We start from the raw sequence: 24,136 nt of genomic DNA on the forward strand, positions 1-24,136 counted from the left end.
GCGTTGTGGAGATCGACCATGCTGCTGATCGGCGTTGCCGGTACCGAACTGACCGCCCAGGAACGTGACTGGCTGCAGCACGATGCCGTGGCCGGGGTGGTGCTGTTCAAGCGCAACTTCGCCTCGCGCCAGCAGGTGACCGATCTGAGCGCGGCCATCCGCGCCGCTGCCCCACGCCCGCAGCTGATCTGCGTGGACCAGGAAGGCGGCCGCGTGCAGCGTTTCCGCGAGGGTTACAGCGATCTGCCGCCACTGCAGGACATTGGTGCGCTGTATGCCACCGACCCGCAGCAGGCCTTGGCATTGGCCGAACGGCACGCCTGGCTGATGGCCAGCGAGGTACGGGCCAGCGGTGTGGACCTGAGCTTCGCGCCGGTGGTCGACCTTGGCCGTGGCAACCGTGCCATCGGCAACCGCGCCTTCAGTGAAGACCCGCAGGTGGTGGCCGCGTTCACCGCCGCCTACGTGCGCGGCATGCATTCGGTCGGCATGGCCGCCACGCTCAAGCATTTCCCCGGCCACGGCACCGTGCTGGAAGACACCCACGTGGATACCGCGATCGACCCGCGCGCGCTGGACGAGCTGCGCGCGCAGGACCTGGTGCCGTTCCAGGCCGGCATCGCCGCCGGTGCCGACGCGGTGATGATGGCGCACGTGATCTACCCGCAGATTGCGCCGGAACCGGCCGGCTACTCGCCGCGCTGGATCCAGGACATCCTGCGCGGCGAGCTCGGCTTCCGCGGCGTGGTGTTCTCCGATGACATCGGCATGGCCGCCTCGCACAGCGCCGGGGGTGTGCCCGCGCGCGTGCACGCGCATCTGGATGCCGGCTGCGACGTGGTGCTGGTCTGCCACCCGGAACTGGTCGATGAAGCCCTGCACGCGGTGCAGGGACGCTCCCTCAACACTGCTGCGCTGCTGGGCCTGATCGGCCGTGGCGCGCTTGGCTGGGATGGCCTGCTGGCCGATGCCCGCCATGGCGACACCCAATCCCGTCTGCTTGAAACCCTTGGAAGAACCGTCTGATGCCCAACCTCACCATTTCCCAGGCCCTGGCCCAGGCTGACCTGCTGGTCGACCGCCCCACCATCGACAAGGCCATCGCTGGTATCGCCGACGCCATCGCGCGCGATTACAAGGGCGAGGTGCCGCTGTTCCTGTCCATCATGCACGGTGCGCTGCCGTTCGCCGGCCAGCTGGCACTGGAACTGGGCGCGCGCGGCCAGGACGTGCAGTTCGATTACCTGCACGCTACCCGTTACCGCGGTGAAACCACCGGCGGCGACCTGGTCTGGAAGCACAAGCCGGCCACTTCGCTGTTCGGCCGCCGCGTGCTGCTGGTTGACGATATCCTGGACGAGGGCTACACCCTGCAGGGCGTGCGCACCTGGTGCCTGGAACAGGGCGCGACCGACGTGCGCATCGCCGCGATGACGGTGAAGAAGCACGACCGCGCGCTGCCGGACGTGACCGCCGACTACGCCGGCATCGAACTGCCGGACCGCTACGTGTTCGGCTTCGGCATGGACGTCAATGAAACCCTGCGCTGCGTGCCGGCCATCTACGCGATGAAGGAATAACGGCGCAGCCGCCCGCGGCGCGTCTTCTTCTGCCGCCGGCATCCTCGGGTGCCGGCGTTCGTCTTTTCATGGAGTGCTTCGAATGCAACAGATCGCCCTGGCCGTGATCGGCGGTACCGGTGTCTACAATCTGGCCAAGCTTGACGATGTGCAGACCCACGAGGTCGACACCCGCTTCGGCCGCCCATCGGGCCCGGTGCGCGTCGGTACGCTGCTCGGCCATCGCGTGGCGTTCCTGGCGCGGCATGGCGAAGGCCATTCGCTGCCGCCGCACAAGATCAACTATCGCGCCAACCTGGCCGCGCTGCAGCAACTGGGCGCGCAGCGCGTGCTGGCGTTGAACACGGTGGGGGGCATCACCGAACACTTTGGTCCGCGCGTGCTGGCTTGCCCGGACCAGATCATCGACTACACCTGGGGCCGCATCAGCACGATCTGTGAAGAAGAAGGCACCGACGTGGTCCACGTCGATTTCGGCCACCCGTACACGCCGATGCTGCGCAGCAAGATCCTGGCCGCGGCCAAAGTGACCGGTGTCACGGTCCATGACGGTGGCTGCTACGGCGCAACGCAGGGCCCGCGCCTGGAAACCATCGCTGAAATCGCCCGTATGCGCCGCGACGGCTGCGACCTGGTGGGCATGACCGGCATGCCGGAAGCCGCGCTGGCACGCGAGCTGGGGCTGGATTACGCCTGCCTGGCGATCATCGCCAACTGGGCTGCCGGGTGTGGTGATGGCGAGGAGATTACGATGGCCGAAGTGCTGGCCAACGTGCAGGCGGCCGGCAACGGACTTCCGGAACTGGTGGGCGAATTGGCACGGGGGTGATTGTCTTCCCCGAGCAAGCTTTGCATACTCAGCTTGTGCGCGGGTTCAGCGTACACCACCCATTCATTGCATAAGGTCTCGCATCACCATGCCGAACGGTACCGTCAAGTGGTTCAACGACGCCAAGGGATTTGGCTTCATCTCGCCGGAGGATGGCAGCGCCGACGTGTTCGCGCACTTCTCCGCCATCAACTCCAAGGGCTTCCGCAGCCTGCAGGAAGGCCAGCGTGTCACCTATGACGTGACCCAGGGCCCGAAGGGTGCCCAGGCTTCGAACATCACGCCGGCCGAGTGATCCACTCGACAGTGCGTTGAAAACCCCGCTCCGGCGGGGTTTTTTTTTGCGCGGCATGCCTGCGGCCCGTTCGCGATCCACCCACCTCGGGCACAATGCGCCCATGAAGGAACGACTGCGCATCGCCGTGATCGGCTACGGCACCGCTGGACAGGCAGTGTCCATCCTGCTCACCCGTGACGGCCACGAGGTGGAGATCTTCGAACGCGTGCCCACGCCGGGACCGGTTGGCGCCGGCTTCCTGCTGCAGCCCAGCGGCCTGCAGGTACTGTGGCAGATGGGCCTGCTTGATTCCGTGCGCGCACATGCCGCGCCGGTGCACCGCCTGTATGGCGACACGCCGTGCGAGCGCGCGGTGATGGACATGCGTTACGACGGACTGGATGCGCGCCTGCACGGCCTGGGCATGCAGCGCGGGGCCTTGTTCTCGCTGCTGGATGAAGCGCGCGCGGGTGCAGGCCAGTTGCATGCGGGCGTCAGCATCGCGGCGGTGGATGCCGAGCAGGGCCGCCTGCGCGACAGAGACGGTCGCATGCACGGTCCGTTCGATCTGGTGGTGGCCGCCGATGGCGCCGCCTCGACGCTGCGCGGCACGATCGCCGGCGGTGCCGGGCTGGACCGCGTGTATCCGTGGGGGGCGCTGTGGTGCCTGCTGCCGGCCGAAGACTGGCCGCACGTGCGGGAGCTGCGCCAGCGCTACGTGGCCGCGCGCAAGATGATCGGGCTGCTGCCGGTCGGTACGCGCCCCGGTGATGACACGCCGCGCCTGAGCTTCTTCTGGAGCCTGCCACGCGCCGACTTCGAGCGCTGGCAGGCCGACGGCATGGCCCCCTGGCTGGATGAACTGCATGCACTGTGGCCGCAGGCCAGTGCGCGCTTCGCCCATCTGCGCGATGCCGGCCAGATGGCGCGCGCGGTCTACCGTGATGCGGTGATGACGCGCTGGCACCAGGGCCGCATGGTGCTGGCCGGTGATGCCGCGCACGCGATGAGCCCGCAGCTGGGGCAGGGGGTGAACATGGCGCTGCTCGATGCGTTGGCATTGCGCGATGCCGTTCGCACGCATGGCGGTGGTGCCGAAGCGTTGCAGGCGTACCAGGCGCAACGCAGGGCGCACGTTGCGGTGTACCAGCGCTGGAGTCGTTGGCTGACGCCGCTGTTCCAGTCCGACCGCGACGCCTGGGCCAAGGCGCGTGATGTGCTGCTGGGCCCGATGGGTCGCCTGCCCGGTGGCCGTGGCCACATGCTGCGCGTGCTCAGTGGCACCCAGCACGGCTGGTTCGGTGCGCTCGCACTGGATCGGGCTTTCGTCGACGCATTGGCCACCGCAGCGGAGACACCTCGCATCAACGCGATCACGGCCAATGCGTGAAGCGCGTCGTCACGTGAATTAACGGTTGCCTCACCGCGGATATGCGAGAAGTAGGTTGCACGCGATTGCGCGTCGCCCGTTTTCCTTTCCGTGATCAACATCGCGCGTGGCCCGGGGCGGCGCTGCCGTTGCGGCCTGTTGCGGCCCGGACGTGCCGCCTGTTGTTGAAGAGGAGGACGCCATGTTGTTCGCGGTCGAGGAGCTGGAATCGGAAATCTGCAAGCTGCGCGGATTGCTGCAGATGCTGCACGAGGACCAGCCCGACGTACTGGAGGACGTGTTCGAGTTCCATGTCGGCAGCCTGATCAGTCATGCATCAGCGGAGCACCACGCACGCATCCGCACCTGCGCGCAGGAGATGCTGGCGGCGATCCAGGCGTTGCCGCGACGACGTGAAGATGACACGCCTGATTTCCGGTTGATGCCGCAGCTGGGCATTCGTCCGGCCTGATTCAAGCTTCCGGCAGTTCCACCAGGCCGCCCTGCACGCAGACGATCATCTGCTCGCCAGGGACGGGGGCAGGGACGATTCCGGCGGTAAACGCGGAGAAGGCGGGCAGGATTGTCGTCCGGTCGCGCAGCCAGAACGCGGCGAAGCGCCGCCGCAGGGGCGGCAAGGCAACCTGCGGATGCAGATGCCCGGCGATCACATGCAGCTCTGCATCGGGCATCGGCTCATGCCGAAGCAGGAACGGCCCCAGCCGTACTTCATCGTGGATCTGGACCTGCAACTGCGCATGCGGCAGCTGGCGGTCGTGATTGCCGCGCAGAACATGCACGTCCAGTGCGGCATTGCGTTCACGCCATCCCAGCCATTGCTGGTACCAGGCAGCGCGATGCGCCGGCCCATGCAGGATGTCGCCCAGGATCCACAGCTCGCGGCAGGCATGCCTGTCCAGCAGCCCCTGCAGGCGTTGCAGGTCTTCGCCGGTGCCGCCGCTGGGCAACGCGATGCCGGCACGACGGAATACATCGGCTTTGCCCAGGTGCAGGTCGGCGATCAACAGCGCCTGCCGCGCAGGCCAGTACAGTGCACGCGCGCCAAGCAGAATCAGCGATTCGCCGGCGCGCAGCAGCGGCAGTTCATCGGCCATGGCGGCGCTCCAGCTGCTGGGCCGCGCGTTGCACACGGGTGCGCCAGTCTTCGTTGCTGAACTGCCCGCGCAGGCGTTCGGCCCACAGTGGAAAGCCCAGCGGTGTGAGTGATGCCGGGTGCTGCACCGAGAAGACCTGCATGCCGATCCTTGCCAGTACCTGCTGCAGCCCTGGGAGGTCCAGGCTGTCGTGCAGCACTTCGCGTTCGGCCAATGCCAACAGCAGGTGGCCGGGGTCATGCTCGCGCAGTACGTCGTAGAGCAGGCCCGCCGAGGCCTGCAGCTGGCGCAGCGACCGCGGCATGCCGCCGGGCAGGCTGGGCACCAGCAGGCCGGCTACGCGTGCGATGCCACGGAACTGGCGCCGCGCCAGCTCGCCCAGGTTCACTGCCGCGCGCAGATCGTCCAGCAGCTGATCGGGGGTGAACAATGCGCGCCATTGCGCCGCATCCAGATCGATCGCCTGCGCCGGTGCCAGCACCAGGCCATGATCGTTCACCGCATAGCCGATGCTGTTGCGCTGCCAGCGGGTACAGCGCAGTGCCAGCAGGGCGGCCAGCGCCTCGTGCACGTGGCGGCCGGCAAAGGGGTAGACGAACAGGAACTGGCCTTCGCGGCGCCGCACCTCTTCCACCAGCAGATGTTCCGGGCCGGGAAGCGCCGACAACTGCTGCTGCAGTGCCAGCAACGGTGACAACCAGCGTGATTCGGCACTGTCGTCGGCGCCGGACAGTACCCACTCCAGCTCACGGCCGAGCGGCATCGACAGCGGCAACTGGCCTCCCTGCCAGCGTGGCACCACACCATCACCGCGCCCTCGTGCCAGCCGCACGAAGGCGGTCATGTCGCGCAGCTGCACCAGTTCCAGCAGGCGCCCGGCGAACTGGAAGCGATCACCACGGCGCAGGCGGCTGGCGAACTGTTCCTCCACCGCGCCCAGGCCACCCCCACGCAGAAACTGCACGCGCACGCTGCCATCGCTGCTGATGGTGCCGATCGACAGCCGATGACGCAGTGCTTGGCGGCGATCGTGCATGCGGTAGCAGCCGTCGTCATCGCGCACGACCTTGTGGAAATCAGGGTACTGGGCCAGCGCCTGGCCGCCCTGCACGATGAAGGTCAGTACCGCCTGCCATTGGCCGTCGCCGAGCGATGCGAAGGCGTGGGTGCGCCGCACCTGCGCCAGTAGCGCATCGCTGTCGAAGCCACCGGCCAGCGCGCGGCTGACCGCATGCTGGGCCAGCACATCCAGCGACAGCGTCGGCGGCCTGCGTGCTTCGACCACGCCGGCGGCCAATGCACGGCGCACGGCGGCGTACTCGGCCAGTTCCAGCGCATGGCTGGGCACGCACAGGATGGAGCCGCTGGCACCCGGGCGGTGGCGCGCACGTCCGGCGCGTTGGCGCAGGCGGGCCACACCCTTCGGGCTGCCCAGCTGCAGTACCTGCTCAACCTCGGGGAAGTCCACGCCGAGGTCGAGGCTGGAGGTGGCCACCACGCAGCGCAGCACGCCCGCGCGCAGGCCGTCCTCCACCTGCTGGCGCAGCGCCGGATCCAGTGAGCCGTGGTGCAGCGCAAGCGTGCCCTGGTCTTCGGGCCAGACCGCGGCCAGCGCCTGATGCCATAGTTCCGCCTGCGCACGCGTATTGGTGAACAGCAGGCTGCTGCGTGCCTGCATCAACGCGTCCAGCACGCGTGGCAGTTGCGCCAAGCCAAGATGCCCGGCCCAGGGGAAACGTTCGCCGGGGTCGGGCAGCAGGCTGCGCACGCCGACTGCGCGCGGGCGCACGCCCTGCACGATGGGCGCGTCGGGCTGCCCGGGCAGCAGCACGTCGCGTGCCTCCTGCAGATTGCCCAGCGTGGCCGAGAGTCCCCACAGCTGCAACGCGGGGGCGATGTCGCGCAGCAGCGCCAGGTTCAGTTGCAGCAGCACTCCCCGCTTGTTGCCCAGCAGTTCATGCCACTCGTCCACCACCACGCAGCGCAGCTGGCGCATGCGTGCCACGGTATCGGGATAGCTCAGCAGCAGCGCTAGCGATTCGGGCGTGGTCACCAGCACGTCGATGCGGCCTTCGCGGGCCTGGCGCCGCTCGCGGTTGCTGGCGTCACCGCTGCGCAGGCCGACACGCCATCCCAGTCCCAGGCCGTCGACGACGGCCTGAAGGGCGCGGGCGGTATCACTGGCCAACGCGCGCAAAGGCGTCACCCACAGCACCTGCAGTGGGCGCACCGCGCTGGCCCTGCGGGGCGGTGGCGGTGGATCGATCAGCGCCTGCAGCAACGGCCCACCGAACATCGCCAGCGTCTTGCCGCTGCCCGTGGGCGTATGCAGCAACCCGGATTCGCCGGCCAGGTAGTGGCGCCACATTGCGCGCTGGAATGGCAGTGAGCGCCAGCCGCGTGCCGCGAACCAGTCTTCCAGCCTGCGCAGCGCCTGGCTGCGGTTCATCGCGCCAGCGCCTGCAGCGTAGCCAGCTGATCGGCCTCGCTGGCAGGCTTGTCGTGGCGCCAGCGCAGGATGCGCGGAAAGCGCACGGCGATACCGGATTTGTGCCGGCTGCTGCGGTTGACCGTTTCGAAACCCAGTTCGAACACCTGTTCGGCGCGCACGCTGCGCACTGGACCGAAGCGCTCGCGGGTGTTGGCGCGGATCCAGCGGTCGAGCGCGAGGATCTCCTTGTCGTCCAGGCCCGAATACGCCTTGGCCACCGGCACCAGCGTGTCTCCGTCCCAGACGCCGAAGGTGTAGTCGGTGTACAGCGTGCTGCGCCGCCCATGGCCGGCCTGGGCGTACAGCAGCACCGCGTCGATCGTGAGTGGATCGACCTTCCATTTCCACCAGTCGCCGCGTCGTCGCCCGGTCTGGTAGGGCGAGACACGCCGTTTCAGCATCAGACCTTCCACGCCGCGTTCGCGTGCCACGTCGCGCATCGCTGCTGCCCGTTGCCAATCGTCGGCGTCAACGTCGGGCGACAGCTGGATCCGCACATCGTCCAGCGCACCGATGACCTCAGTGAGCCGCGTACGCCGTTCCTGCAACGGCAGCTCACGCAGGTCCGCGCCATCGACTTCCAGCAGGTCATAGGCGAGCACGCGCACTGGCGTGTTGCGCAGGGTGGCCGCACCGGGTTTGCGGCGCTGGATGCGGGTCTGCAGCGCGGTGAAGGCACGCGGCAGGTTGGCGTTTTCGTCCCAGGCCAGCAGCTCGCCGTCCAGCACGCAGCCATCGGGAAGCGCCATCGCGGCCTGCTCGATTTCGGGGAAGCGGCCATCCAGCCGCTCTTCGCCACGCGACCACAATGCGACCTCGCCACGCCGGCGAAGCAGCTGCAGGCGAATGCCATCCCATTTCCATTCCAGCAGCCAGTCATCGATCGGGCCGAGCCGTTCGGCAGGTTCACCTTCCAGTGGCGATGCGAGGAAGAACGGGTAGGGCTGCTGACGGTCCAGCGGAAGCTCATCCGGCGACAGCAGCTGAGCCAGCAGCCCGGGCGAGGGCACCCACTCACCAAGCATGCGCTGGGCGATGCGTGCGATGTCCAGGCCGGACCATTCGGCCAGCGCCTGCTGTACCAGCCGCTGCGAAACACCTACGCGCAGGGCACCGGTCAGCAGCTTGTTGAACACCAGGCGTTCGCTGCTGCACAGCTGCTGCCAGCCTGCGACGACCGCCGCACGGCGCACTGCTTCGGCTTGATTGGCCACCGCCAGCAGATGTTGTTCGATCCATTCGGCCAAGGGGCGGTCGACAGCTGGCCGGGATGGATCATCCAGCAGCAGGGTCAGCGTTTCGGCCAGGTCCCCCACCTGCGCATAGCTGTCCTCCACCAACCAGGGCGGCAGGCCCGATTCCTCGCTCACCCACGCGCGCAGTTCGCTGCTGGCGGCGATCTTCCGGCGTGCGCCGCCCACCTTGCCGCCGCTGAGCAGGTACAGTGCCCATGCCGCGTCATGCGCACGCGCCTGGCGGAAGTAGTCGACCAGCGCCGCACGCTTGTCCAGCGTGGCGGTGCTGCGATCCAGGCGCTGGTAGAGCGCAGCGAATGCCTTCATTCTTCGCTCCCGAAATCGGTACGGAAGGCTTCGGCAGCCACGCCGCGCTCGCGCAGGAACGGAATCAACGCATCGGTATTGCCATGGGTGGCGATCACCCGCTGGGCGCCCGTCTGTTCGATGGTCTGCAGCAGTGCTGGCCAGTCGGCGTGATCGGAAATGACAAAACCGCGATCGACATTGCGACGCCGCCGATTGCCGCGCAGCTGCATCCAGCCGGATGCGAAGCCCAGCTGGTGGCGGCCGAAGCGACGCATCCAGGGCGTGCCCGCAGCTGACGGCGGCGCGAGGATCAGCTGGCCGGCGGCATCCGGCTGGCGGCCCTGTTCGGCCACGGTGAGCGTCTCCAGCATCGGTACGCCGGCCTGCCGGTAGACCGCCACACCATTGGCGATGGCGCCATGCAGCCAGGCCGGGCGATCGTCCAGTGGCCGCAGTTCGGCCAGCACCCGTTGCGCCTTGCCCAATGCATAGCACAGCAGGATCGCCGCTTCGCCACGTTGTTCGCATTCGCGGCGCCACGCCACGATTTCCGCCGCCACCGCCGGCGTGTCCGGCCAGCGGTAGATGGGCAGGGCGAACGTGGCTTCGGTGATGAAGGTATCGCAGGGCACCACTTCGAACGGCGCGCAGGTCGGGTCGGGCTGGCGCTTGTAGTCGCCCGAGGCCACCCAGACCTGCCGGCCGTCGTCGATGCGTACCTGCGAAGAGCCGAGGACATGGCCGGCAGGGTGCAGCGATACCTGCACCTTCCCCAGGCGGAACGGCACGCCCTCGACGTGCGCCTGCACCGGCACGTCACCTAGGCGCCAGCGCAGGATCGGCAGGCTGCCTTCGCTGCAGTGGTACTCGCCCATGCCCGGACGGGCATGGTCGCCGTGGCCATGGGTGATGACCGCGCGCGCTACCGGTCGCCACGGGTCGATATGAAAATCGCCGGCGGCGCAGTACAGCCCCTCCGGGCGCAGCACCACCAGATCGTCGTTGCCTGCCATGCGGTCACTGTGGCCTGCGTCTCGTGCAGAGGGTGAGAACCGGCCTGAACACGGGCTTGGCAGGCGATGCGGCACAATCGGGCCGCAGACCTCTTGCCGCCAGGATGGACCGGATGAGTGGACCCAGCTTCAGCAGCAACGCGCCGTATGAAACCCATGTGGTGCTGAACCAGCCGCCGCCGTTAGCAGGGCGACAGTTGTGGACCGACGACGTGGCGCTGATGGAAGCCGTGCAGCGCGAAGGCGCCGCCAGCTTCGCGCCGCGGCTGGGTGTCTATGGTGCACTTGCCGGTGATGAACTGTACCGGCTCGGCTTCGATGCCAACCGTGATCGTCCGCGGCTACGCACGCATGATGCACAGGGCCATCGCATCGACACGGTGGAGTTCCATCCGGCCTATCACCGGTTGATGGACGCGGCCAAATCGCACGGCGTCGCAGGATTGTCCTGGCATGAGCCGCAGCCTGGCGCACACGTGGCACGTGCGGTGTTGAGCTACCTGCATCACCAGGCCGAGGCGGGCACCAGCTGCCCGTTGACCATGACCCATGCGGCGGTGGCGGTGCTGCATTCGCAGCCGCATCTGGCCGAGTGGGCGCGCAAGGCCGCTGCACCGGTCTATGACCCGCGCGACGTGCCGGTGGCGGACAAGGCCGGCATCACCCTGGGCATGGGCATGACCGAGAAGCAGGGCGGCTCGGATGTCCGTGCCAACAGCACGCGCGCCGAACCGATCGATGGCGAGCGTTATCGCCTGGTCGGCCACAAGTGGTTCTTTTCCGCGCCGATGTGCGATGGCTTCCTGGTGCTGGCGCAGGCGCCGGGAGGACTGACCTGCCTGCTGATGCCGCGCCGGCTGGCCGATGGTGACCGCAATGCGTTCCGGTTGATGCGGCTGAAGGACAAGCTTGGCGACTGGGCCAACGCCTCCAGCGAGGTCGAGTTCTGCGGCGCACAGGCATGGCGCGTGGGCGAAGAGGGGCGCGGCGTGGCCACCATCATCGGCATGGTGATGATGACCCGCCTGGACTGCATGCTGGGTGCGGCGGCAGAGATGCGCATGGCGCTGGCGCAGGCGCTGCACCACGCACGCCATCGACGCACCTTCGGCAAGCTGCTGGTCGAGCACCCGTTGATGACCAACGTGCTGGCTGATCTGGCGCTGGAGTCGGAAGCGGCCACGGTGTTGGCGATGCGCATCGCACGCGCGGTGGATCGTGCCGGTGTGGATGCCAATGAAGCGGCGATGGCGCGGTTGGGGACGGCACTGGGCAAGTACTGGCTGTGCAAGCGCGCACCGGCTTTCGTCAATGAGGCGCAGGAATGCCTGGGCGGTGCCGGCTACGTAGAGGAGTCGATGCTGCCGCGCCTGTACCGGCAGGCACCGTTGAATTCGATCTGGGAGGGCAGCGGCAACATCCAGTGCCTGGATGTGCTGCGCGCGCTGGCGCGTGAGCCGGAGGCGATGGCGGCGTTGCGCGGTGAGCTGGCGTCGGTGGCTGATCGTGATGCGCGCTATGCAGCGGCATTGCAGCGTTGGGCAGCGGCGCCGCCACCGGAGGAAGCGCAGGCGCGGCTGTTCTGCGAGCGTACCGCGCTGCTGCTGCAGGCGGCGCTGCTGCTGCGTGCGCGCAGCCCGATGGCGGAGGCGTTCGTGCGCAGCCGGCTGGAAAGGGAGCATGGGCTGGCGTTTGGGACGCTGCCGGCGGGGCTGGAGCTGACGGCGATGCTGGCGCGCGCGCTGCCGTAGGGAATGGCCAACGGCGGTGCCCCTCGTGGTGGGCGCTGATACTGATGGATGGGCCGCGCGGCTAGGTCGCGCAGGGGGCGCCGTGAATACGTCCTTGTAGGCCCGGGCGCGCCATCCATGGCGCTTACGCCCCTGCGCAACCTACCCGCGCGGCCTTGGACGGTTTCCGTGCGGTCCACCAAGGAATCAACAGAAAGAGCGGAGAGCGAAAAGCAGAAAAGCCGCGGCAGTGCCGCGGCTTTTCCAGTAGCGCCGAGCCGATGCTCGGCTGCCGATACACCTCAGTGCTTGGCTTCTTCCTTGGCGGCGTTGGCCTTGGCGTCATTGGCGACATCACGTGCCTTGTCGGCAACCTTCTGCGCGGCGTTGGCGGTCGCGTCGCTGGCGTGTGCGGCGGCGTCGGTTGCGGCGTCCTTGGCCTTGTCGGCCGCGTTCGCGGTGGCGTCTGCAGCCTTGTCCAGCGCCTGCTGGGTATCGGCGGCGGCCTGCTCGGACGCGGCAGCGGTCTTGTCGGCGGCGTTGCGGGTGGCTTCGGCGGCCTTGTCCACGGCGTCACGGGCGGCAGCGCCTGCGCTGTCGGCCGCCTGCTGTGCGTCCTGCTTGGCCTGTTCGGCTTCCGGGCCCTTGCAGGCGGCCAGGGCCAGCAGCAGGGAGGCGGCCAGCAGGCTGGTAGTGATCGGACGAATCTTCATGGCGGTCTCCGGTACTGCAATGGATGGGGACGCCAGCCTATTCATGCCGTTGTGAAGACGGGGTCGCGATGCAGCGGCTCAGTCGCGCGCATTTCGACAAAAGAAAAAGCCGCTGGCGAACCAGCGGCTTTTCCAGAACAGCGTGAAGAAAGAAGTTATTACTTCTTGGCTTCTTCAGCAGCGTCCTTGGCCTTCTCAGCGGTGCCTTCAGCAGCCTTGGCAGCGTCAGCAGCGGCGCCGGCAGCGGCGTCGGTGGCAGCAGCGCCAGCCTGGGCAGCAGCGTCAACCGAAGCGTCAGCAGCGGTGGCGGCGGTGTCAGCGGCCTGCTGGGCAGCGTCGGCGGTCTGGGCGCCAGCAGCGGCGGCCTGGTCGGCAGCAGCCTGGGCTTCGGTGGCGGCTTCGTTGGCCGAAGCAGCGGCGTCCTGGGCAGCTTCCTGCTTCGAGCAGGCGGCCAGGGCCAGAGCCAGGGACATCGCGACCAGCAGCTTGTTGATGCTCATTGTGTGAATCCTCGTCGTTAGAATTAGGCAACGCGCATGCTGCGCGCCGACAACATGATGACAAGCCAAGATTGGGTGTCAAGCGATCCCGCATTCATTTTTGCGAAATCATCGTTAAATCCATTTAAATCAATTCGATGGCGATAGCCGTTGCTTCGCCACCGCCGATGCACAGGGTGGCAATGCCGCGCTTGCCACCGCGCGTGCGCAGGGCGTTGACCAAGGTCACCACCAGGCGTGCACCGGAGGCGCCGATCGGATGGCCCAGTGCGCAGGCACCGCCATTCACGTTGAGCTTGTCATGCGGGATGCCCAGTTCGCGCATCGGCGCCATCGCCACCACGGCAAAGGCTTCGTTGATTTCAAACAGATCGACCTGGTCCAGCGACCAGCCGGTCTTGTCCAGCAGCTTGTGCAGCGCGCCGATCGGGGCGGTGGTGAACCACTCCGGTTCCTGCGAGTGGGTGGCGTGGCCGACGATGCGGGCCAGCGGGGTGATGCCACGCGCGGCTGCGTCTTCCTCGGTCAGCAGGACCACAGCGGCGGCGCCGTCGGAGATGCTGGAGGAACTGGCGGCGGTGACGCTGCCGTCCTTCTTGAAAGCCGGACGCAGGGTCGGGATCTTGGCGATGTCCGAGCGGCCGGGCTGCTCGTCGGTGGTGACCTCGACCTCGCCCTTGCGGGTGGCGACCTTCACCGCGACGATTTCATCGGCGAACGCACCGTTGGCCTGGGCCGCCTGCGCGCGCTTGACCGATTCGATGGCGTAGGCGTCCTGCTCTTCGCGGCTGAACTGGTACTTGTCCACGGCGCATTCGGCGAATTCACCCATCGCCTTGCCGTCGTATGCGTTGACCAGGCCATCGTGGGCCATGTGATCGACCGCCTGGAAGTTGCCGAAGCGGTTGCCGGTGCGCGAGTTGGGCAGCATGTGCGGCGCGTTGGACATCGATTCCATGCCGCCGGCGACCACGATGCTGGCCGAACCGGCCTTGATCAGGTCATGGCCGAGCATGATGGTCTTCATGCCCGAGCCGCACACCTTGTTCAGCGTGGTGGCACCGGTTGACAGCGGGATGCCGGCAGCGATCGCCGCCTGGCGGGCCGGCGCCTGGCCCAGATTGGCCGGCAGCACGCAGCCCATGAGGACTTCGGAAACGTCGCTGGCCGGGATGCCCGACTGTTCCAGGGCGGCGGCGATGGCGGCCGCGCCGAGGGTCGGGGTCGGCACGCCGTTGAACTGGCCGAGGAAGGAGCCGATGGCGGTGCGCTTGGCGGCGGCGATGACGATGTTGGACATGGCAATCTCGTTGATGCGTAAGCAATGTTCGGAAAGGAGACCGTGGGCCGTTGGAAGCGCCCCGGTTTCCCGGCAGACTGCGTGGGGGTCGGCCCAAGTATAGAGGGTCGGGGAGGGCCGCCGTTGGACGGCGCCGCATGCCTGCCGGCACAAGGGCGGGCCAACGTTCATGGGAAGGAATCGATGAAACGCACGACGACGGTGAGATCTGCCCTGGCAACCGCGCTGGCACTGGCGCTGACGGCCTGTGGTGGAGGTGGCGGGGGCGGCAACGTGCGCATCGATACACCGCCACCACCGCCGCCACCGACTACCCCGCCACCGACGACGCCGCCCCCGGTCAAACCACAGGAGCCGGCTTTCGACGCGCATCTGTCAGTCACCAATGCGCGCGCCGCACAGGCTGCTGGCCTGACCGGTCAGAACGTGCGCATCGGCATCGTCGACTCCGGCGTGCAGCGCAATGCGGTGGCATTGAATGGCCGGGTGCTGGCCAACCTCAACTACATCGATCCGGCCAGAAACAATCTGGGTGTCGATGATGTGGTCGGCCACGGCACCGCCGTGGCCAGCCTCGCCGCCGGCGCGGCAACGGGCTCCTGGCCGGGCGGCATCGCGCCAAAGGCGCAGATCGTGTCGGCACGGATCATTGCCGACAAACCGCCGACCGACGACGGCAGCGGACGCGGCAATGCATTCAGCGGACCGCTGGGTGTGGCCCAGGTCCACCAGGACCTGATCAGCTACAACGTGAAGGTGATGAACAATTCGTGGGGCGGCCTGTACTGGACCGACCTGCCGACCACCGCGCAGGTGGCCGCCGAATATCGTCCCTTCGTGATCAACCACGGCGGGCTGGTGGTGTTTGCCGCGGGCAATGATGGCCGCAGCGAACCGAGCAGCCTGGCCGCGCTGCCCAGCCAGCAGGGCGTGGCCGGCACGCTGCCGGCCGCCGATCTGGAGCGCGGCTGGCTGGTGGCCACCGCCGTGGATCCGTATGCGCCCGGTACGCTGGCCAGCTATGCCAATGCCTGTGGCCAGGCAGCCCGCTACTGCCTGGCGGCGCCAGGCAGCGCGGTCTATCCCGATGCCAATGGTGGCAGCTACTACTGGAACTACGGCACGTCATTTGCGGCGCCCTTGATTTCCGGCGCGGCGGCGCTGGTCTGGGAGCGCTTCCCGTACTTCAGCAACGATCTGGTGCGGCAGACCCTGCTGGGCACCGCCAAGGACATCGGCGCGCCGGGCGTGGATCCGGTGTTCGGCTACGGCCTGCTCGACATCGGCCGTGCGATCAACGGTCCGGGCCGTTTCGACTGGGGGGATGTGGTCGCCAACGTGGATCTTGCTTCGACCGGCTCGGCGTGGCGCAACGATATCGTCGGCAGCGGCGGCCTGGTCAAGCAGGGCGGGGGCACCCTGGTGCTGGCCGGAAACAACAGTTACACCGGCGCCACCCGCATCGAACGCGGCATCCTGTCGCTGCAGAACGGTGGTGTGGTCCGTTCCAATGTGACCATTCTCGGCCAGTCCGATCCGGATTCGACCGGCCTGCAGTTCAATGGCGGCACGCCCCGCGTGATCGGCAATGTGGTCAACGGCAGCAGCGTGTTCCTCACCACCGGCAACACCACCGGCACGATCGAGGGCAACTACACCCAGCAGGCCGGTGCACAGCTGATGATCGCACTGGGCGCCAATGCGCTGCAGGTCACCGGCAATGCCGCGATCGACGGTGGCGTGCGCGTGCATGGCTTCGTTTCCGGCTACGTGCCACAGAACGGCAGCCGGCAGGACCTGATCCACGCGGCAGGCGGACTCAGTGGCACCTTCAGTACGCCGGCTACCTCCAGTGGCCTGCAGGGGCTGTCGTTGCTGCAGAGCAGTTACGGCTACGACAGCAACAACGCCTGGTTGAACCTGACCCAGGTCAGCGTCACCGCAGCGGCCAGCGGCCTGGGGGCGTCCGCCCAGGCGGCAGCACAGCGCCTGGAAGGTGCATTCGCAGCACTCGACAAAAACGCAGGGCTGCAGGGATCGGCCGTTGGTGCAGCGGCCGGCGCCCTGCAGTGGACCGGCGGTGGCCCGCAGGGCCTGGCCGCCAGCCTGCAGAGCCTGTCCGGTCAAGCGCACGCCCGTGCCGAAGCGGCGACTTTCGACAGCATCGACATGTCGCGGCGTGCGATCGCCGAGCGCTTCGATCGTGTACAGGCCGCACCGCGCCTGCGCGGTAGCTGGCAGAGCGCGCTGGGTGAGGCGGGGCAGGGCAGCTTCGCCGGCAACGCCGCCGACAGCCGGGGCTGGATGGCCGGCCAGGATCTGCCACTGGGCAGCAACGGCCTGATGGGCGTGGCGTTTGGCGAGACCCGAAGTAATGGTGGCAGCAGTTTCGGCGGCGATCGTGGGCGTGATCGCCAGGCGCAGGCGCAGCTGTACGCGGGCTGGAATCTGGGGCGTGGCTACGCGCTGGCCCAGGTCGGAAGCGGCCAGTTCACCCGCGCGCTGGATCGTCAGCTGCTGCTCGGTGCGGGCGCCTATGGTGTCTCTGCGCGGTATGGTGGCCGTTTCAGCAGTGCCAGCGTGGAGGGCGGGTACCGGCTGGGGCGTGCAGGCGCATCATTGACGCCCTACGTCGGCGCCAGCACCACGCGCGTGGATACCGACGCCTTCAATGAGCTCGGCGGCTTCGGTTTCGGCCTGCGGGGCGATGCCAATCGCGTGCAGCGCAGCCAGATGCTGGCCGGTATCCGCGGCGAGCGTGGCTGGGGGCGTTGGACGCTGCGTGGGCATGCCGAATGGCAGCAACGGATTGATGGCGCGGATGCGGACTGGCAGGCCAGTTTCGTCGGCGTCGATGCCTGGGCACCGCTGGCGGGCTGGAACGCACCGCGCGGCAGTGCGCTGATCGGCGTGGCGCTGGAATCGTGGTGGGGCCGCAATGGCCGCCTGAGCCTGGGCTTCGACCAGCGCGTCGGTGGCGAAGGTGCGCGGCAGGCAGCCTTGCGCTACAGCACCGGCTTCTGAAGGACAGGTCGCGCCGGGTCATGCCCGGCGCGACGTCGGCTGGCTCAGCCGCCGCGCAGGTTGCCCAGGCGCGGGGTGCTGCGGCCCAGCGGCATCTTCAGCTTGCCGATCGACAGGATGCGGCTCTCGGCGATGCGGTCGGCGGCACGCTGCGGCGCGATGTTCTCGCGCTGCGACAGTTCGAAGATGCGGGTGAGGTTGTGGTAGATGCTGCGGATCAGGCGCATCGCGCGTTCGCGGTTGTAACCGTCGATCTCCAGCGACACGTTCATCACGCCGCCGGCATTGACCGCATAGTCCGGTGCATACAGGATGCCGCGCGCATGCAGCTCGTCGCCGATCTCCAGGCTCGACAGTTGGTTGTTGGCGGTGCCGCAGATGATCTTCGCCTTGATCCGCGGCAGGGTGTCGGCGTTGATCGCGCCTTCCAGCGCGCACGGTGCGAACACGTCGGCGTTCACTTCATGGATCTCATCCGGCTTGACTGCTTCGGCACCGAAATCGCTGACCGCGCGATCAACCAGCGCGCTGTCCAGGTCGGTGACGTAGAGCTTGGCGCCGCGGTCGCGCAGCAGCTTCACCAGTTCCATGCCGATGTGGCCCAGGCCCTGCACAGCGATGCTGGTCTTGCCCACTTCCTCATGGCCGAACTTGAAGCGCATCGACGCCATCAGTGCCTGCAGCGCACCGTAGGCGGTGAACGGAGCGGGATCGCCGGAGCCACCATGGACCTGGTGCACGCCGGTCACGAACTGGCTTTCCAGGTAGATGTTCTCCATGTCGTTGACGTCGGTGCCGACGTCCTCGGCAGTGATGTAGCGCCCGCCCAGGGAATCGACATAACGGCCGAAGGCACGGAACAGCACCTCGGTCTTGTCCACTTTGGGGTCGCCGATGATCACCGCCTTGCCGCCACCTACGTTGAGGCCGGCCAGTGCATTCTTGTAGGTCATCGTCCGGCTCAGCCGTAGCGCATCGGCCAGCGCCTCGTCGGTGCTGGCGTAGGGGCGCATGCGCACGCCGCCCAAGGCCGGGCCGAGGGTGGTGTTGTGGATGGCGATGATCGCCTTCAGGCCGGCGTCGTGGTTGTGGCAGAACACCACCTGTTCGTGGCCGGTGGTGGCGAGGGTTTCGAATAGCATGGCGTCTCCGATGGCGCGATCAGCGGCGAACTGCAGCGAACGGCCAGTGAACGGTAGGGTCCCAAAACAAAAAAAGCGACGTCGTCGGTGCAGGGGGACGGGTCGCGCGGCGCCATTCTAGTCCATTCCCCCGGCCGGTGCCGTCGACATCGGCGACCTTCCGGTTAAAGAAGATGAAAGTGCGGCCGATGCTGCGACGACGGCGGGTGGCCGGATTCGCGTGAAGAGGCAGGGCGGTCAGTGACGGCAAGGGCACCACAACGACAGGGCGGGCGGCGATGACGCCGGCCTGGTGGCGATCGCTGCGCGGCTGGCTGGCGCGCTCGACCGGGGCCGCGCCGTCCCGGTTGGCGGCGGTGTCGCGGCAGGCGGTGGCGGCGGCTGCGGCCAGCCTGCAGGGTGAGGCGCTGCCTTCGGCCGAGATCGCTGCACATCTGCAGCGCGGCCTGCATGCGCTGGCCCTGTACCCGCGCCTGGCCGGTGGATCCACGCCGGTGCAGGCCGCGGGACTGGGCGAGGCGGTGGCGCGCGCGCTGCAGGACCGGGACTGGGCGGCCCGTCAGTTGCCGCGCCGCCCGCAGCTGCTGCCGCAGCTGATCCAGACGGTCAACGACGATGCGGCATCGGCGCGGGTGATGGCGGCGATCATCGGCCAGGACCCGGTGCTGACCGGCAACCTGCTGCGCATCGCCAACAGCCCGGCCTACAAGGTGCACGAGCGCCCAGTGGAAAGCCTGCAGCGGGCGGTGACACTGGTCGGAACCGAAGGCGTGCGGCAGATCATCAGCGCGGTGCTGGTACAGCCGGTGATGCAGGTGCAGTGCGAGGTGTTTCCGCAGTTCAGCACGATCATCTGGGAGCACGCGCTGCTGGCTTCGCGCGCAGCCGCTGACCACGCGCGCACGGTCACCTTCGGCGATGCCTTCGCCGCCCAGTGGCTGGGCCTGGTACAGGGGCTGGGGGCCGCACTGGTGATGCGCCAGCTGCTGCAGGAAGCGCAGGCACGCGATGAGACGGTGGAGCCGGCGCTGGCGCTGCAGCTGCTCCAGCAGTGGTCGCTGCCGTTGGCGCAACGCGTGGCTGCGGCCTGGGAGCTGCCCGAGCCGGTGCACCAGGCACTGGCGCCCGAGGCGGATGGCCCGCTGGCTGACAGCCTGCGCCTGGCCAGTGCGGCCGCAGCGGCCAGCCTGCTGTGCCGGCATGGACATGCCAGCCAGAGCCGCATGCTGGCCCTGCTCGAACAGTTGCCTTCGGCGCCGCCGCATGCCCTGCGCTGGATCTGGCGGCGCCTGCACGGGCGCAGCGTGGAAACACGCGATGACGCTGGACAGGAAGAGGCGGGTCCGGCGCCCTGAGCGTTACAGCTGCGATTCCACCGGCAGCCAGCTGATCACCCGCGACAACCAGCGCTTGCGCGCCGTTGCCCCTGGCTCGGCCTCCACCCAGTGTGGTGGTGGTTCACGCTCCAGCCAGCGCAACCGGTGACGGTCGTCCAGCGCCAGCCACCAGCTGTGCCTGGGATCGGCCAGGCGCAGGTACTCGTCCCGCAGCTGTGCGCCCAGTACCGGATCGTCGAACAGCACGCCCATTTCAGTGTTCAGATAGGCCGAGCGCGGGTCGAGGTTGAACGAACCGACGAAACCGCGGCGGTCGTCGACCAGGAACGCCTTGGTATGCAGGCTCGCGCCGCTGCTGCCGAACACGCCGGCATCGGCGGACTGCCCCTGCGCTTTCAGTTCGTACACGTGGACGCCAGCTTCGAGCAATGGCACGCGGTAGCCCATGTAGCCACCGTGCACGGCGGCAACGTCATTGGCGGCCAGTGAGTTGGTGACCACGCCGACCTGCACGCCCCGCCCGGCCATGGCCGAAAAGCCATCCAGGCCTTCGTTGCCGGGTACGAAGTAGGGCGAGATCAACAGGACCTTGTGCCGGGCGGCCTGCAGCTCACTGATCAGGGTCGACACCAGCCAGGCAGCGCGATCGTCCTTGCGGTGCTTCATCGGCGGGTCCGACACGATGCGCACTGCACCGCTCCAATGTAGCGGCTCAGGGCTTGGGCGCTGCCGTTTGCGCGATTCGGCCACGCGCGCAAGGTAGGGCCGGGCCACGTCGCGCTGCGCTTCGTGATCCGATTCGCGGACCAGCAGGCGTAGCTGTGCATCGGTATGGAAGGCAAGCGCCGATACCGGTATGGCCGCTTCACTGTTCCAGTAGTCGTCGAAGATGCGGTTGGCCTGCTCCACGGCGGGGCCGGCAACCAGCAGATCCAGGTCCTGGAAATTCACATCGGTGCGTGCGCTGAAGTACTCCTCGCCGATGTTGCGGCCACCGACGATCGCGACTCGGCCGTCGGCAATCCAACTCTTGTTGTGCATGCGGTGGTTCACGCTGAAAGCGCGCTGCACCAGTTCCAGCGTGCGCGCGATGCCGCTGCGGTTTCGGAACGGGTTGTAGAGGCGGATTTCAATGTTCGGGTGCCGGTCCAGCGCCATCATCAGCGCGTCCTTGTCCTGGGCGTTCATGTCGTCAAGCAGGATGCGCACGCGCACACCGCGCTCGGCGGCGTCGTACAGCGCCTTGGCCATCAGGTGGCCGATCAGGTCGTCGTGCCAGATGTAGTACTGCAGGTCCAGGCTGCGGCCTGCGTGCGTGGTGATCATCGCGCGTGCGGCGAAGGCATCCATGCCATCACTGAGGAACGCCACGCCGGACTGTCCGGGGTGTGCGTCCTGCAGCGGCACGATTTCCTGGTCGATGCGGGTCTGCGCCGGCTGCAGTGGCAGCACATGCGAGGGTGCGCCCTGCGCCCGTGGCGTGAGATGGTCGGCCAGCAGCAGCCCGGACAGGACCAGCAGCAACAGCGCGGCGAGGATGATTGCAGCGACGCGCAGCAGGCGTCGCCACAGGGGCTTGGGCAGGCTCATGCGCCGATGGTAGATCCACGCCACGCGTGGATCAAAGGCAGACGGTGCATCGCAGAAGATCCACGCCATGCGTGGATGACAGGGACTTCCCTGTCAGAACCGCTCGTCGCTGCCCAGGTAACGCCACTGCCCCGCAGGCAGCGGTCCCAGTGCCACGCGGCCAATACGCAGTCGACGCACGGCCGTCACCTGCAGGCCGGCCGCGGTGACCGCCACGCGCAGGCCCTTGGCCGTCAGGCCCTTGCCCGCGAAGCGCAGGCGCTGCTCGCTCTGCCAGCTGACCTTGGCGCCGCCCGATTCGTGCTGCAGCCGCGCCATCAGCCACGGGCCGCGCTCGGGCCCGCCTTCGGCCACTTCAATCAGGTATTCCTGTTCGGTGCGGCCCAGATTGCGCTGCAGATGGGCCAGCGTGGCCGGATCCTGGCTGACCACCACCAGGCCGCTGTCGCTGGCCGGAAGCGAGGCGGCCAGCTGCAGTCCGTGGAAGTGGCGCTGCAGCGGACGGATGTCGCTGGCGTCGAGTTCGCTGCGGCTGTCACTGCTGACCAGCGCGCACAGGGTTTCGGCGGCAACGCCAGCCGGTTTGTGCAGCAGCATGCTGACCCGCTCGGCCTTTTCATCGCTGGCCTGCTCGGCCACGACGATCACCGCGCTGTCATCGACCGGACGCTGTGGCTGTTCCACCACGTCGCCGTTGACCGTGACCCAGCCGCCTTCGATGTAGCGTCGCGCCTCGCCGCGTGGGATGCCGAGCAGAGCGGACAGGCGTTTGTCGAGACGGATCGGTTCCATGGCGGAAAGGTCAGGCAGGGGGCGCGCAGTGTAGCTGCTGCGGCCGGTCAGCGCTGGCCGCGGTTGGCCAGCTCGGTCAGGTACAGGCGGGTATCGAACTCCAGCTGCAGGTAATCCGGCTCCATGTGCTGGCACAGCTGGTAGAAGGCCTTGTTGTGGTCGGCTTCCTTCAGGTGGGCCAGCTCATGCACCACGATCATGCGCAGGAACGCGGCCGGTGCCTGGCGGAACACGGTGGCGATGCGGATCTCACGGCTGGCCTTGAGGCGGCCGCCATGCACGCGGGAGATGGCGGTATGGGTGCCCAGCGCGTGCTTGATCACTTCCAGCGTGTTGTCGTAGCAGACCTTGTTGAGCGGCACCGACTTGCGCAGGTAGCGGTCCTTCAGGTCCTGGGTGTAGTCGTACAGCTGGCGGTCGCTGCGCACTTCGTGCGGGTCGGGGTAGCGCTGCTGCAGCCAGGGGCCGAGTTTGCCCTGTGCCAGCAGGTCGCTGACCTGGGCGACCAGGGGTTCGGGATAGCCGTTGAGGTACTTCAGGACTGCCATGCAGGGGCGGCGGGGCGTCGGTAGAATGGAGCATCCAAGATTACACGCGGTACGCATCGACCATGGCAAAGCCCAACGCGCTGCAGGAACAATTGCTCAAGGCCGGCCTGGCCAAGAAGTCGCAGGCCAGCGCTGCCGCGAGCGCGCAGGCCAAGGCCCGGCAGGGCAAGGCCGAATCGACCTCGGCCGACGTCCAGCGCGAGGCTGAACGGGCCCGCGCCGAGAAGGTCGAGCGCGACCGCGCACTGGCCGCCGAGCGCAATGCCCAGGCCCGTCAGGCTGAACAGAAGGCGCAGGCGAAGCAGATCATCACGGCCCATGCCGTGCCCCACAAGGGCGACGACGAGTACCGCTTCAGCGATGGCGCGGCGATCCGCACTCTGCTGATCGACCCCAAGCTGCGCAAGGCGCTGTCGGTCGGCGTGCTGGTCATTGTCGCCAATGGCGAGGGCTACGCCCTGCTGCCACGTGCTGCTGCCGAGAAGGTGCGTGAGCGCGCCCCGGAGGCGATCATCGTCGACCATGGCCAGCCGGGCTCGACCGCCGAGATCTCCACCGGCAACGCCGAGGACGACGCCTACTACGCGCAGTTCCAGGTGCCGGACGACCTGGTCTGGTAAACAAGAAGGGGGCGGAGGGGATTAAGTCGCAATCGGCTTGATCGAACCCATCCGCGCTCTGTTCGTCTTCCTGAAGAGCAGCCGAGCGTGGCTCGGCTCTACATTAAGGCGTGCCTTTTTGCCGGGGTGTATCGTCTCCATATCAGGCGACACACCTGCGGAGGATGGCCATGGCTACCGGTTGGGCGGGAGACGGCGCGGTCCAGGACCAGATCGACGCCACTGTCGACGATGCGATCGCCCGCGCGCGGCGCCAGCTGCGCGAGGGCCCGGGTCTGGAGCACTGTGAGGAATGCGACGCGCCGATCCCGTTGGCGCGGCGCCAGGCCGTGCCCGGTGTCCGGCTGTGCGTGGCGTGCCAGCAGGCGCGTGACGACGAAGAACAGGCGCATGCCGGCTATAACCGGCGTGGCAGCAAGGACAGCCAATTGAGGTAAAGGTTGTTCGGCAGGGCTGCGCCCTGCACCCGCCGAAGCCTTCAAGCCAAGGCAGCAGCAACAGCAAAAGCTGGCATTCCGTGGGGTGGCGGGGCGGTGTCGGAGTGCGGGGACGCCGCAAGTACGTCCTTGGAGGCTTGGCAGCCGCATCCATGCGGCTGACACCCCGCACTCCGACACCGCCC

At 67.8% G+C, this 24,136-nt stretch carries 22 protein-coding genes; 11 read left to right on the forward strand and 11 right to left on the reverse strand.

The window, feature by feature from the left end; translation table 11 throughout:
- The first annotated feature begins 18 nt into the window (after positions 1 to 18).
- The 6 genes from nagZ (at position 19) to ACTJJM_RS16765 (ending at position 4,527) form a co-directional block, all read left to right on the forward strand.
- A complete protein-coding gene (gene nagZ / locus ACTJJM_RS16740; RefSeq protein ID WP_010482829.1) occupies positions 19 to 1,026 on the forward strand; it encodes a beta-N-acetylhexosaminidase in 1,008 nt (335 codons plus the stop codon).
- Entirely contained in the window at positions 1,026 to 1,580 is a 555-nt protein-coding gene (locus ACTJJM_RS16745) for a hypoxanthine-guanine phosphoribosyltransferase (RefSeq protein WP_005410592.1), read from the forward strand. Before nagZ ends, ACTJJM_RS16745 begins: the two co-directional genes overlap by 1 nt.
- A gap of 82 nt (positions 1,581 to 1,662) precedes the next feature.
- A complete protein-coding gene (locus ACTJJM_RS16750) occupies positions 1,663 to 2,409 on the forward strand; it encodes an S-methyl-5'-thioinosine phosphorylase (protein WP_010482830.1) in 747 nt (248 codons plus the stop codon).
- A gap of 88 nt (positions 2,410 to 2,497) precedes the next feature.
- Positions 2,498 to 2,704: a cold-shock protein gene (locus tag ACTJJM_RS16755; protein WP_005410590.1), complete on the forward strand. Its 207-nt coding sequence runs from the start codon at positions 2,498 to 2,500 to the stop codon at positions 2,702 to 2,704.
- 103 nt (positions 2,705 to 2,807) lie between these two features.
- Positions 2,808 to 4,076: an FAD-dependent oxidoreductase gene (locus tag ACTJJM_RS16760; RefSeq protein WP_010482834.1), complete on the forward strand. Its 1,269-nt coding sequence runs from the start codon at positions 2,808 to 2,810 to the stop codon at positions 4,074 to 4,076.
- A 181-nt stretch (positions 4,077 to 4,257) separates the two neighbouring features.
- Complete coding sequence (locus ACTJJM_RS16765; protein ID WP_019336695.1) at positions 4,258 to 4,527, forward strand: hypothetical protein; 270 nt, start codon at positions 4,258 to 4,260, stop codon at positions 4,525 to 4,527.
- Position 4,528: 1 nt separating this feature from the next.
- On the opposite strand, the gene pdeM is transcribed toward ACTJJM_RS16765, so the two are convergent.
- The 4 genes from pdeM to ACTJJM_RS16785 are packed head-to-tail and all read right to left on the reverse strand — an operon-like array spanning position 4,529 to position 10,218.
- Positions 4,529 to 5,170 (reverse strand): ligase-associated DNA damage response endonuclease PdeM, encoded by a 642-nt coding sequence (gene pdeM, locus ACTJJM_RS16770; protein WP_010482837.1) that lies wholly within the window; start codon positions 5,168 to 5,170, stop codon positions 4,529 to 4,531.
- A complete protein-coding gene (locus ACTJJM_RS16775) occupies positions 5,160 to 7,619 on the reverse strand; it encodes a ligase-associated DNA damage response DEXH box helicase (protein WP_043402349.1) in 2,460 nt (819 codons plus the stop codon). Before ACTJJM_RS16775 ends, pdeM begins: the two co-directional genes overlap by 11 nt.
- Positions 7,616 to 9,223, reverse strand: a complete 1,608-nt coding sequence (locus tag ACTJJM_RS16780) for an ATP-dependent DNA ligase (protein WP_440865828.1) — start codon at positions 9,221 to 9,223, stop codon at positions 7,616 to 7,618. Before ACTJJM_RS16780 ends, ACTJJM_RS16775 begins: the two co-directional genes overlap by 4 nt.
- Complete coding sequence (locus ACTJJM_RS16785) at positions 9,220 to 10,218, reverse strand: ligase-associated DNA damage response exonuclease (protein ID WP_043402344.1); 999 nt, start codon at positions 10,216 to 10,218, stop codon at positions 9,220 to 9,222. Before ACTJJM_RS16785 ends, ACTJJM_RS16780 begins: the two co-directional genes overlap by 4 nt.
- A 113-nt stretch (positions 10,219 to 10,331) precedes the next feature.
- Here ACTJJM_RS16785 and ACTJJM_RS16790 point away from each other — a divergent pair, with 113 nt between their 5' ends.
- Positions 10,332 to 11,969, forward strand: coding sequence for an acyl-CoA dehydrogenase family protein (locus tag ACTJJM_RS16790; RefSeq protein WP_414610406.1), 1,638 nt, complete (start codon positions 10,332 to 10,334; stop codon positions 11,967 to 11,969).
- Positions 11,970 to 12,250: 281 nt separating this feature from the next.
- On the opposite strand, the gene ACTJJM_RS16795 is transcribed toward ACTJJM_RS16790, so the two are convergent.
- From ACTJJM_RS16795 to ACTJJM_RS16805, 3 genes are all read right to left on the reverse strand, one after another.
- Positions 12,251 to 12,661 carry a hypothetical protein gene (locus ACTJJM_RS16795; protein ID WP_241874377.1) on the reverse strand — a complete coding sequence of 137 codons (411 nt, stop codon included), beginning with the start codon at positions 12,659 to 12,661 and terminating at the stop codon, positions 12,251 to 12,253.
- 158 nt (positions 12,662 to 12,819) lie between these two features.
- On the reverse strand, positions 12,820 to 13,161 hold the full coding sequence (locus ACTJJM_RS16800) for a hypothetical protein (RefSeq protein ID WP_004153024.1): 342 nt from the start codon (positions 13,159 to 13,161) through the stop codon (positions 12,820 to 12,822).
- Positions 13,162 to 13,285: 124 nt separating this feature from the next.
- Complete coding sequence (locus ACTJJM_RS16805) at positions 13,286 to 14,461, reverse strand: thiolase family protein (protein WP_010482849.1); 1,176 nt, start codon at positions 14,459 to 14,461, stop codon at positions 13,286 to 13,288.
- 183 nt (positions 14,462 to 14,644) lie between these two features.
- On the opposite strand from ACTJJM_RS16805, the gene ACTJJM_RS16810 reads away from it, so the two are divergent.
- Complete coding sequence (locus ACTJJM_RS16810; protein ID WP_440865829.1) at positions 14,645 to 17,485, forward strand: S8 family serine peptidase; 2,841 nt, start codon at positions 14,645 to 14,647, stop codon at positions 17,483 to 17,485.
- A gap of 44 nt (positions 17,486 to 17,529) precedes the next feature.
- Here the strand turns inward: ACTJJM_RS16810 and ACTJJM_RS16815 are convergent, their stop codons facing one another.
- Positions 17,530 to 18,627, reverse strand: coding sequence for a Glu/Leu/Phe/Val dehydrogenase dimerization domain-containing protein (locus ACTJJM_RS16815; RefSeq protein WP_010482852.1), 1,098 nt, complete (start codon positions 18,625 to 18,627; stop codon positions 17,530 to 17,532).
- Positions 18,628 to 18,905: 278 nt separating this feature from the next.
- On the opposite strand from ACTJJM_RS16815, the gene ACTJJM_RS16820 reads away from it, so the two are divergent.
- Complete coding sequence (locus ACTJJM_RS16820; RefSeq protein ID WP_010482855.1) at positions 18,906 to 19,982, forward strand: HDOD domain-containing protein; 1,077 nt, start codon at positions 18,906 to 18,908, stop codon at positions 19,980 to 19,982.
- 3 nt (positions 19,983 to 19,985) lie between these two features.
- Here the strand turns inward: ACTJJM_RS16820 and ACTJJM_RS16825 are convergent, their stop codons facing one another.
- The 3 genes from ACTJJM_RS16825 to ACTJJM_RS16835 form a co-directional block, all read right to left on the reverse strand.
- Complete coding sequence (locus tag ACTJJM_RS16825) at positions 19,986 to 21,578, reverse strand: phospholipase D family protein (protein WP_440865830.1); 1,593 nt, start codon at positions 21,576 to 21,578, stop codon at positions 19,986 to 19,988.
- Positions 21,579 to 21,647: 69 nt separating this feature from the next.
- Positions 21,648 to 22,346 (reverse strand): RNA pseudouridine synthase, encoded by a 699-nt coding sequence (locus tag ACTJJM_RS16830; RefSeq protein WP_049454990.1) that lies wholly within the window; start codon positions 22,344 to 22,346, stop codon positions 21,648 to 21,650.
- 47 nt (positions 22,347 to 22,393) lie between these two features.
- A complete protein-coding gene (locus ACTJJM_RS16835) occupies positions 22,394 to 22,894 on the reverse strand; it encodes a M48 metallopeptidase family protein (protein WP_019338832.1) in 501 nt (166 codons plus the stop codon).
- Between the two features lie 62 nt (positions 22,895 to 22,956).
- On the opposite strand from ACTJJM_RS16835, the gene ACTJJM_RS16840 reads away from it, so the two are divergent.
- Positions 22,957 to 23,514 carry a DUF2058 domain-containing protein gene (locus ACTJJM_RS16840; protein WP_019338831.1) on the forward strand — a complete coding sequence of 186 codons (558 nt, stop codon included), beginning with the start codon at positions 22,957 to 22,959 and terminating at the stop codon, positions 23,512 to 23,514.
- Positions 23,515 to 23,684: 170 nt separating this feature from the next.
- Entirely contained in the window at positions 23,685 to 23,951 is a 267-nt protein-coding gene (locus ACTJJM_RS16845; protein WP_019662141.1) for a DksA/TraR family C4-type zinc finger protein, read from the forward strand.
- Positions 23,952 to 24,136: the final 185 nt, after the last annotated feature.

It is taken from the genome of Stenotrophomonas sp. 22692 (assembly GCF_052045015.1).
Taxonomy (GTDB): Bacteria; Pseudomonadota; Gammaproteobacteria; order Xanthomonadales; family Xanthomonadaceae; genus Stenotrophomonas; species Stenotrophomonas geniculata.

Excerpts from the sequence above, each read along its gene's own strand:
- ACTJJM_RS16840 (WP_019338831.1), top strand. The coding sequence starts at position 22,957 with ATGGCAAAGCCCAACGCGCTGCAGGAACAATTGCTCAAGGCCGGCCTG.
- nagZ (WP_010482829.1), top strand. The coding sequence starts at position 19 with ATGCTGCTGATCGGCGTTGCCGGTACCGAACTGACCGCCCAGGAACGT.
- ACTJJM_RS16820 (WP_010482855.1), top strand. The coding sequence starts at position 18,906 with ATGACGCCGGCCTGGTGGCGATCGCTGCGCGGCTGGCTGGCGCGCTCG.
- ACTJJM_RS16750 (WP_010482830.1), top strand. The coding sequence starts at position 1,663 with ATGCAACAGATCGCCCTGGCCGTGATCGGCGGTACCGGTGTCTACAAT.
- ACTJJM_RS16745 (WP_005410592.1), top strand. The coding sequence starts at position 1,026 with ATGCCCAACCTCACCATTTCCCAGGCCCTGGCCCAGGCTGACCTGCTG.
- ACTJJM_RS16780 (WP_440865828.1), bottom strand. The coding sequence starts at position 9,223 with ATGAAGGCATTCGCTGCGCTCTACCAGCGCCTGGATCGCAGCACCGCC.
- ACTJJM_RS16800 (WP_004153024.1), bottom strand. The coding sequence starts at position 13,161 with ATGAGCATCAACAAGCTGCTGGTCGCGATGTCCCTGGCTCTGGCCCTG.
- ACTJJM_RS16755 (WP_005410590.1), top strand. The coding sequence starts at position 2,498 with ATGCCGAACGGTACCGTCAAGTGGTTCAACGACGCCAAGGGATTTGGC.
- ACTJJM_RS16760 (WP_010482834.1), top strand. The coding sequence starts at position 2,808 with ATGAAGGAACGACTGCGCATCGCCGTGATCGGCTACGGCACCGCTGGA.
- ACTJJM_RS16775 (WP_043402349.1), bottom strand. The coding sequence starts at position 7,619 with ATGAACCGCAGCCAGGCGCTGCGCAGGCTGGAAGACTGGTTCGCGGCA.
- ACTJJM_RS16845 (WP_019662141.1), top strand. The coding sequence starts at position 23,685 with ATGGCTACCGGTTGGGCGGGAGACGGCGCGGTCCAGGACCAGATCGAC.
- ACTJJM_RS16785 (WP_043402344.1), bottom strand. The coding sequence starts at position 10,218 with ATGGCAGGCAACGACGATCTGGTGGTGCTGCGCCCGGAGGGGCTGTAC.
- pdeM (WP_010482837.1), bottom strand. The coding sequence starts at position 5,170 with ATGGCCGATGAACTGCCGCTGCTGCGCGCCGGCGAATCGCTGATTCTG.
- ACTJJM_RS16805 (WP_010482849.1), bottom strand. The coding sequence starts at position 14,461 with ATGTCCAACATCGTCATCGCCGCCGCCAAGCGCACCGCCATCGGCTCC.
- ACTJJM_RS16765 (WP_019336695.1), top strand. The coding sequence starts at position 4,258 with ATGTTGTTCGCGGTCGAGGAGCTGGAATCGGAAATCTGCAAGCTGCGC.
- ACTJJM_RS16815 (WP_010482852.1), bottom strand. The coding sequence starts at position 18,627 with ATGCTATTCGAAACCCTCGCCACCACCGGCCACGAACAGGTGGTGTTC.
- ACTJJM_RS16795 (WP_241874377.1), bottom strand. The coding sequence starts at position 12,661 with ATGAAGATTCGTCCGATCACTACCAGCCTGCTGGCCGCCTCCCTGCTG.
- ACTJJM_RS16790 (WP_414610406.1), top strand. The coding sequence starts at position 10,332 with ATGAGTGGACCCAGCTTCAGCAGCAACGCGCCGTATGAAACCCATGTG.
- ACTJJM_RS16835 (WP_019338832.1), bottom strand. The coding sequence starts at position 22,894 with ATGGCAGTCCTGAAGTACCTCAACGGCTATCCCGAACCCCTGGTCGCC.
- ACTJJM_RS16810 (WP_440865829.1), top strand. The coding sequence starts at position 14,645 with ATGAAACGCACGACGACGGTGAGATCTGCCCTGGCAACCGCGCTGGCA.
- ACTJJM_RS16830 (WP_049454990.1), bottom strand. The coding sequence starts at position 22,346 with ATGGAACCGATCCGTCTCGACAAACGCCTGTCCGCTCTGCTCGGCATC.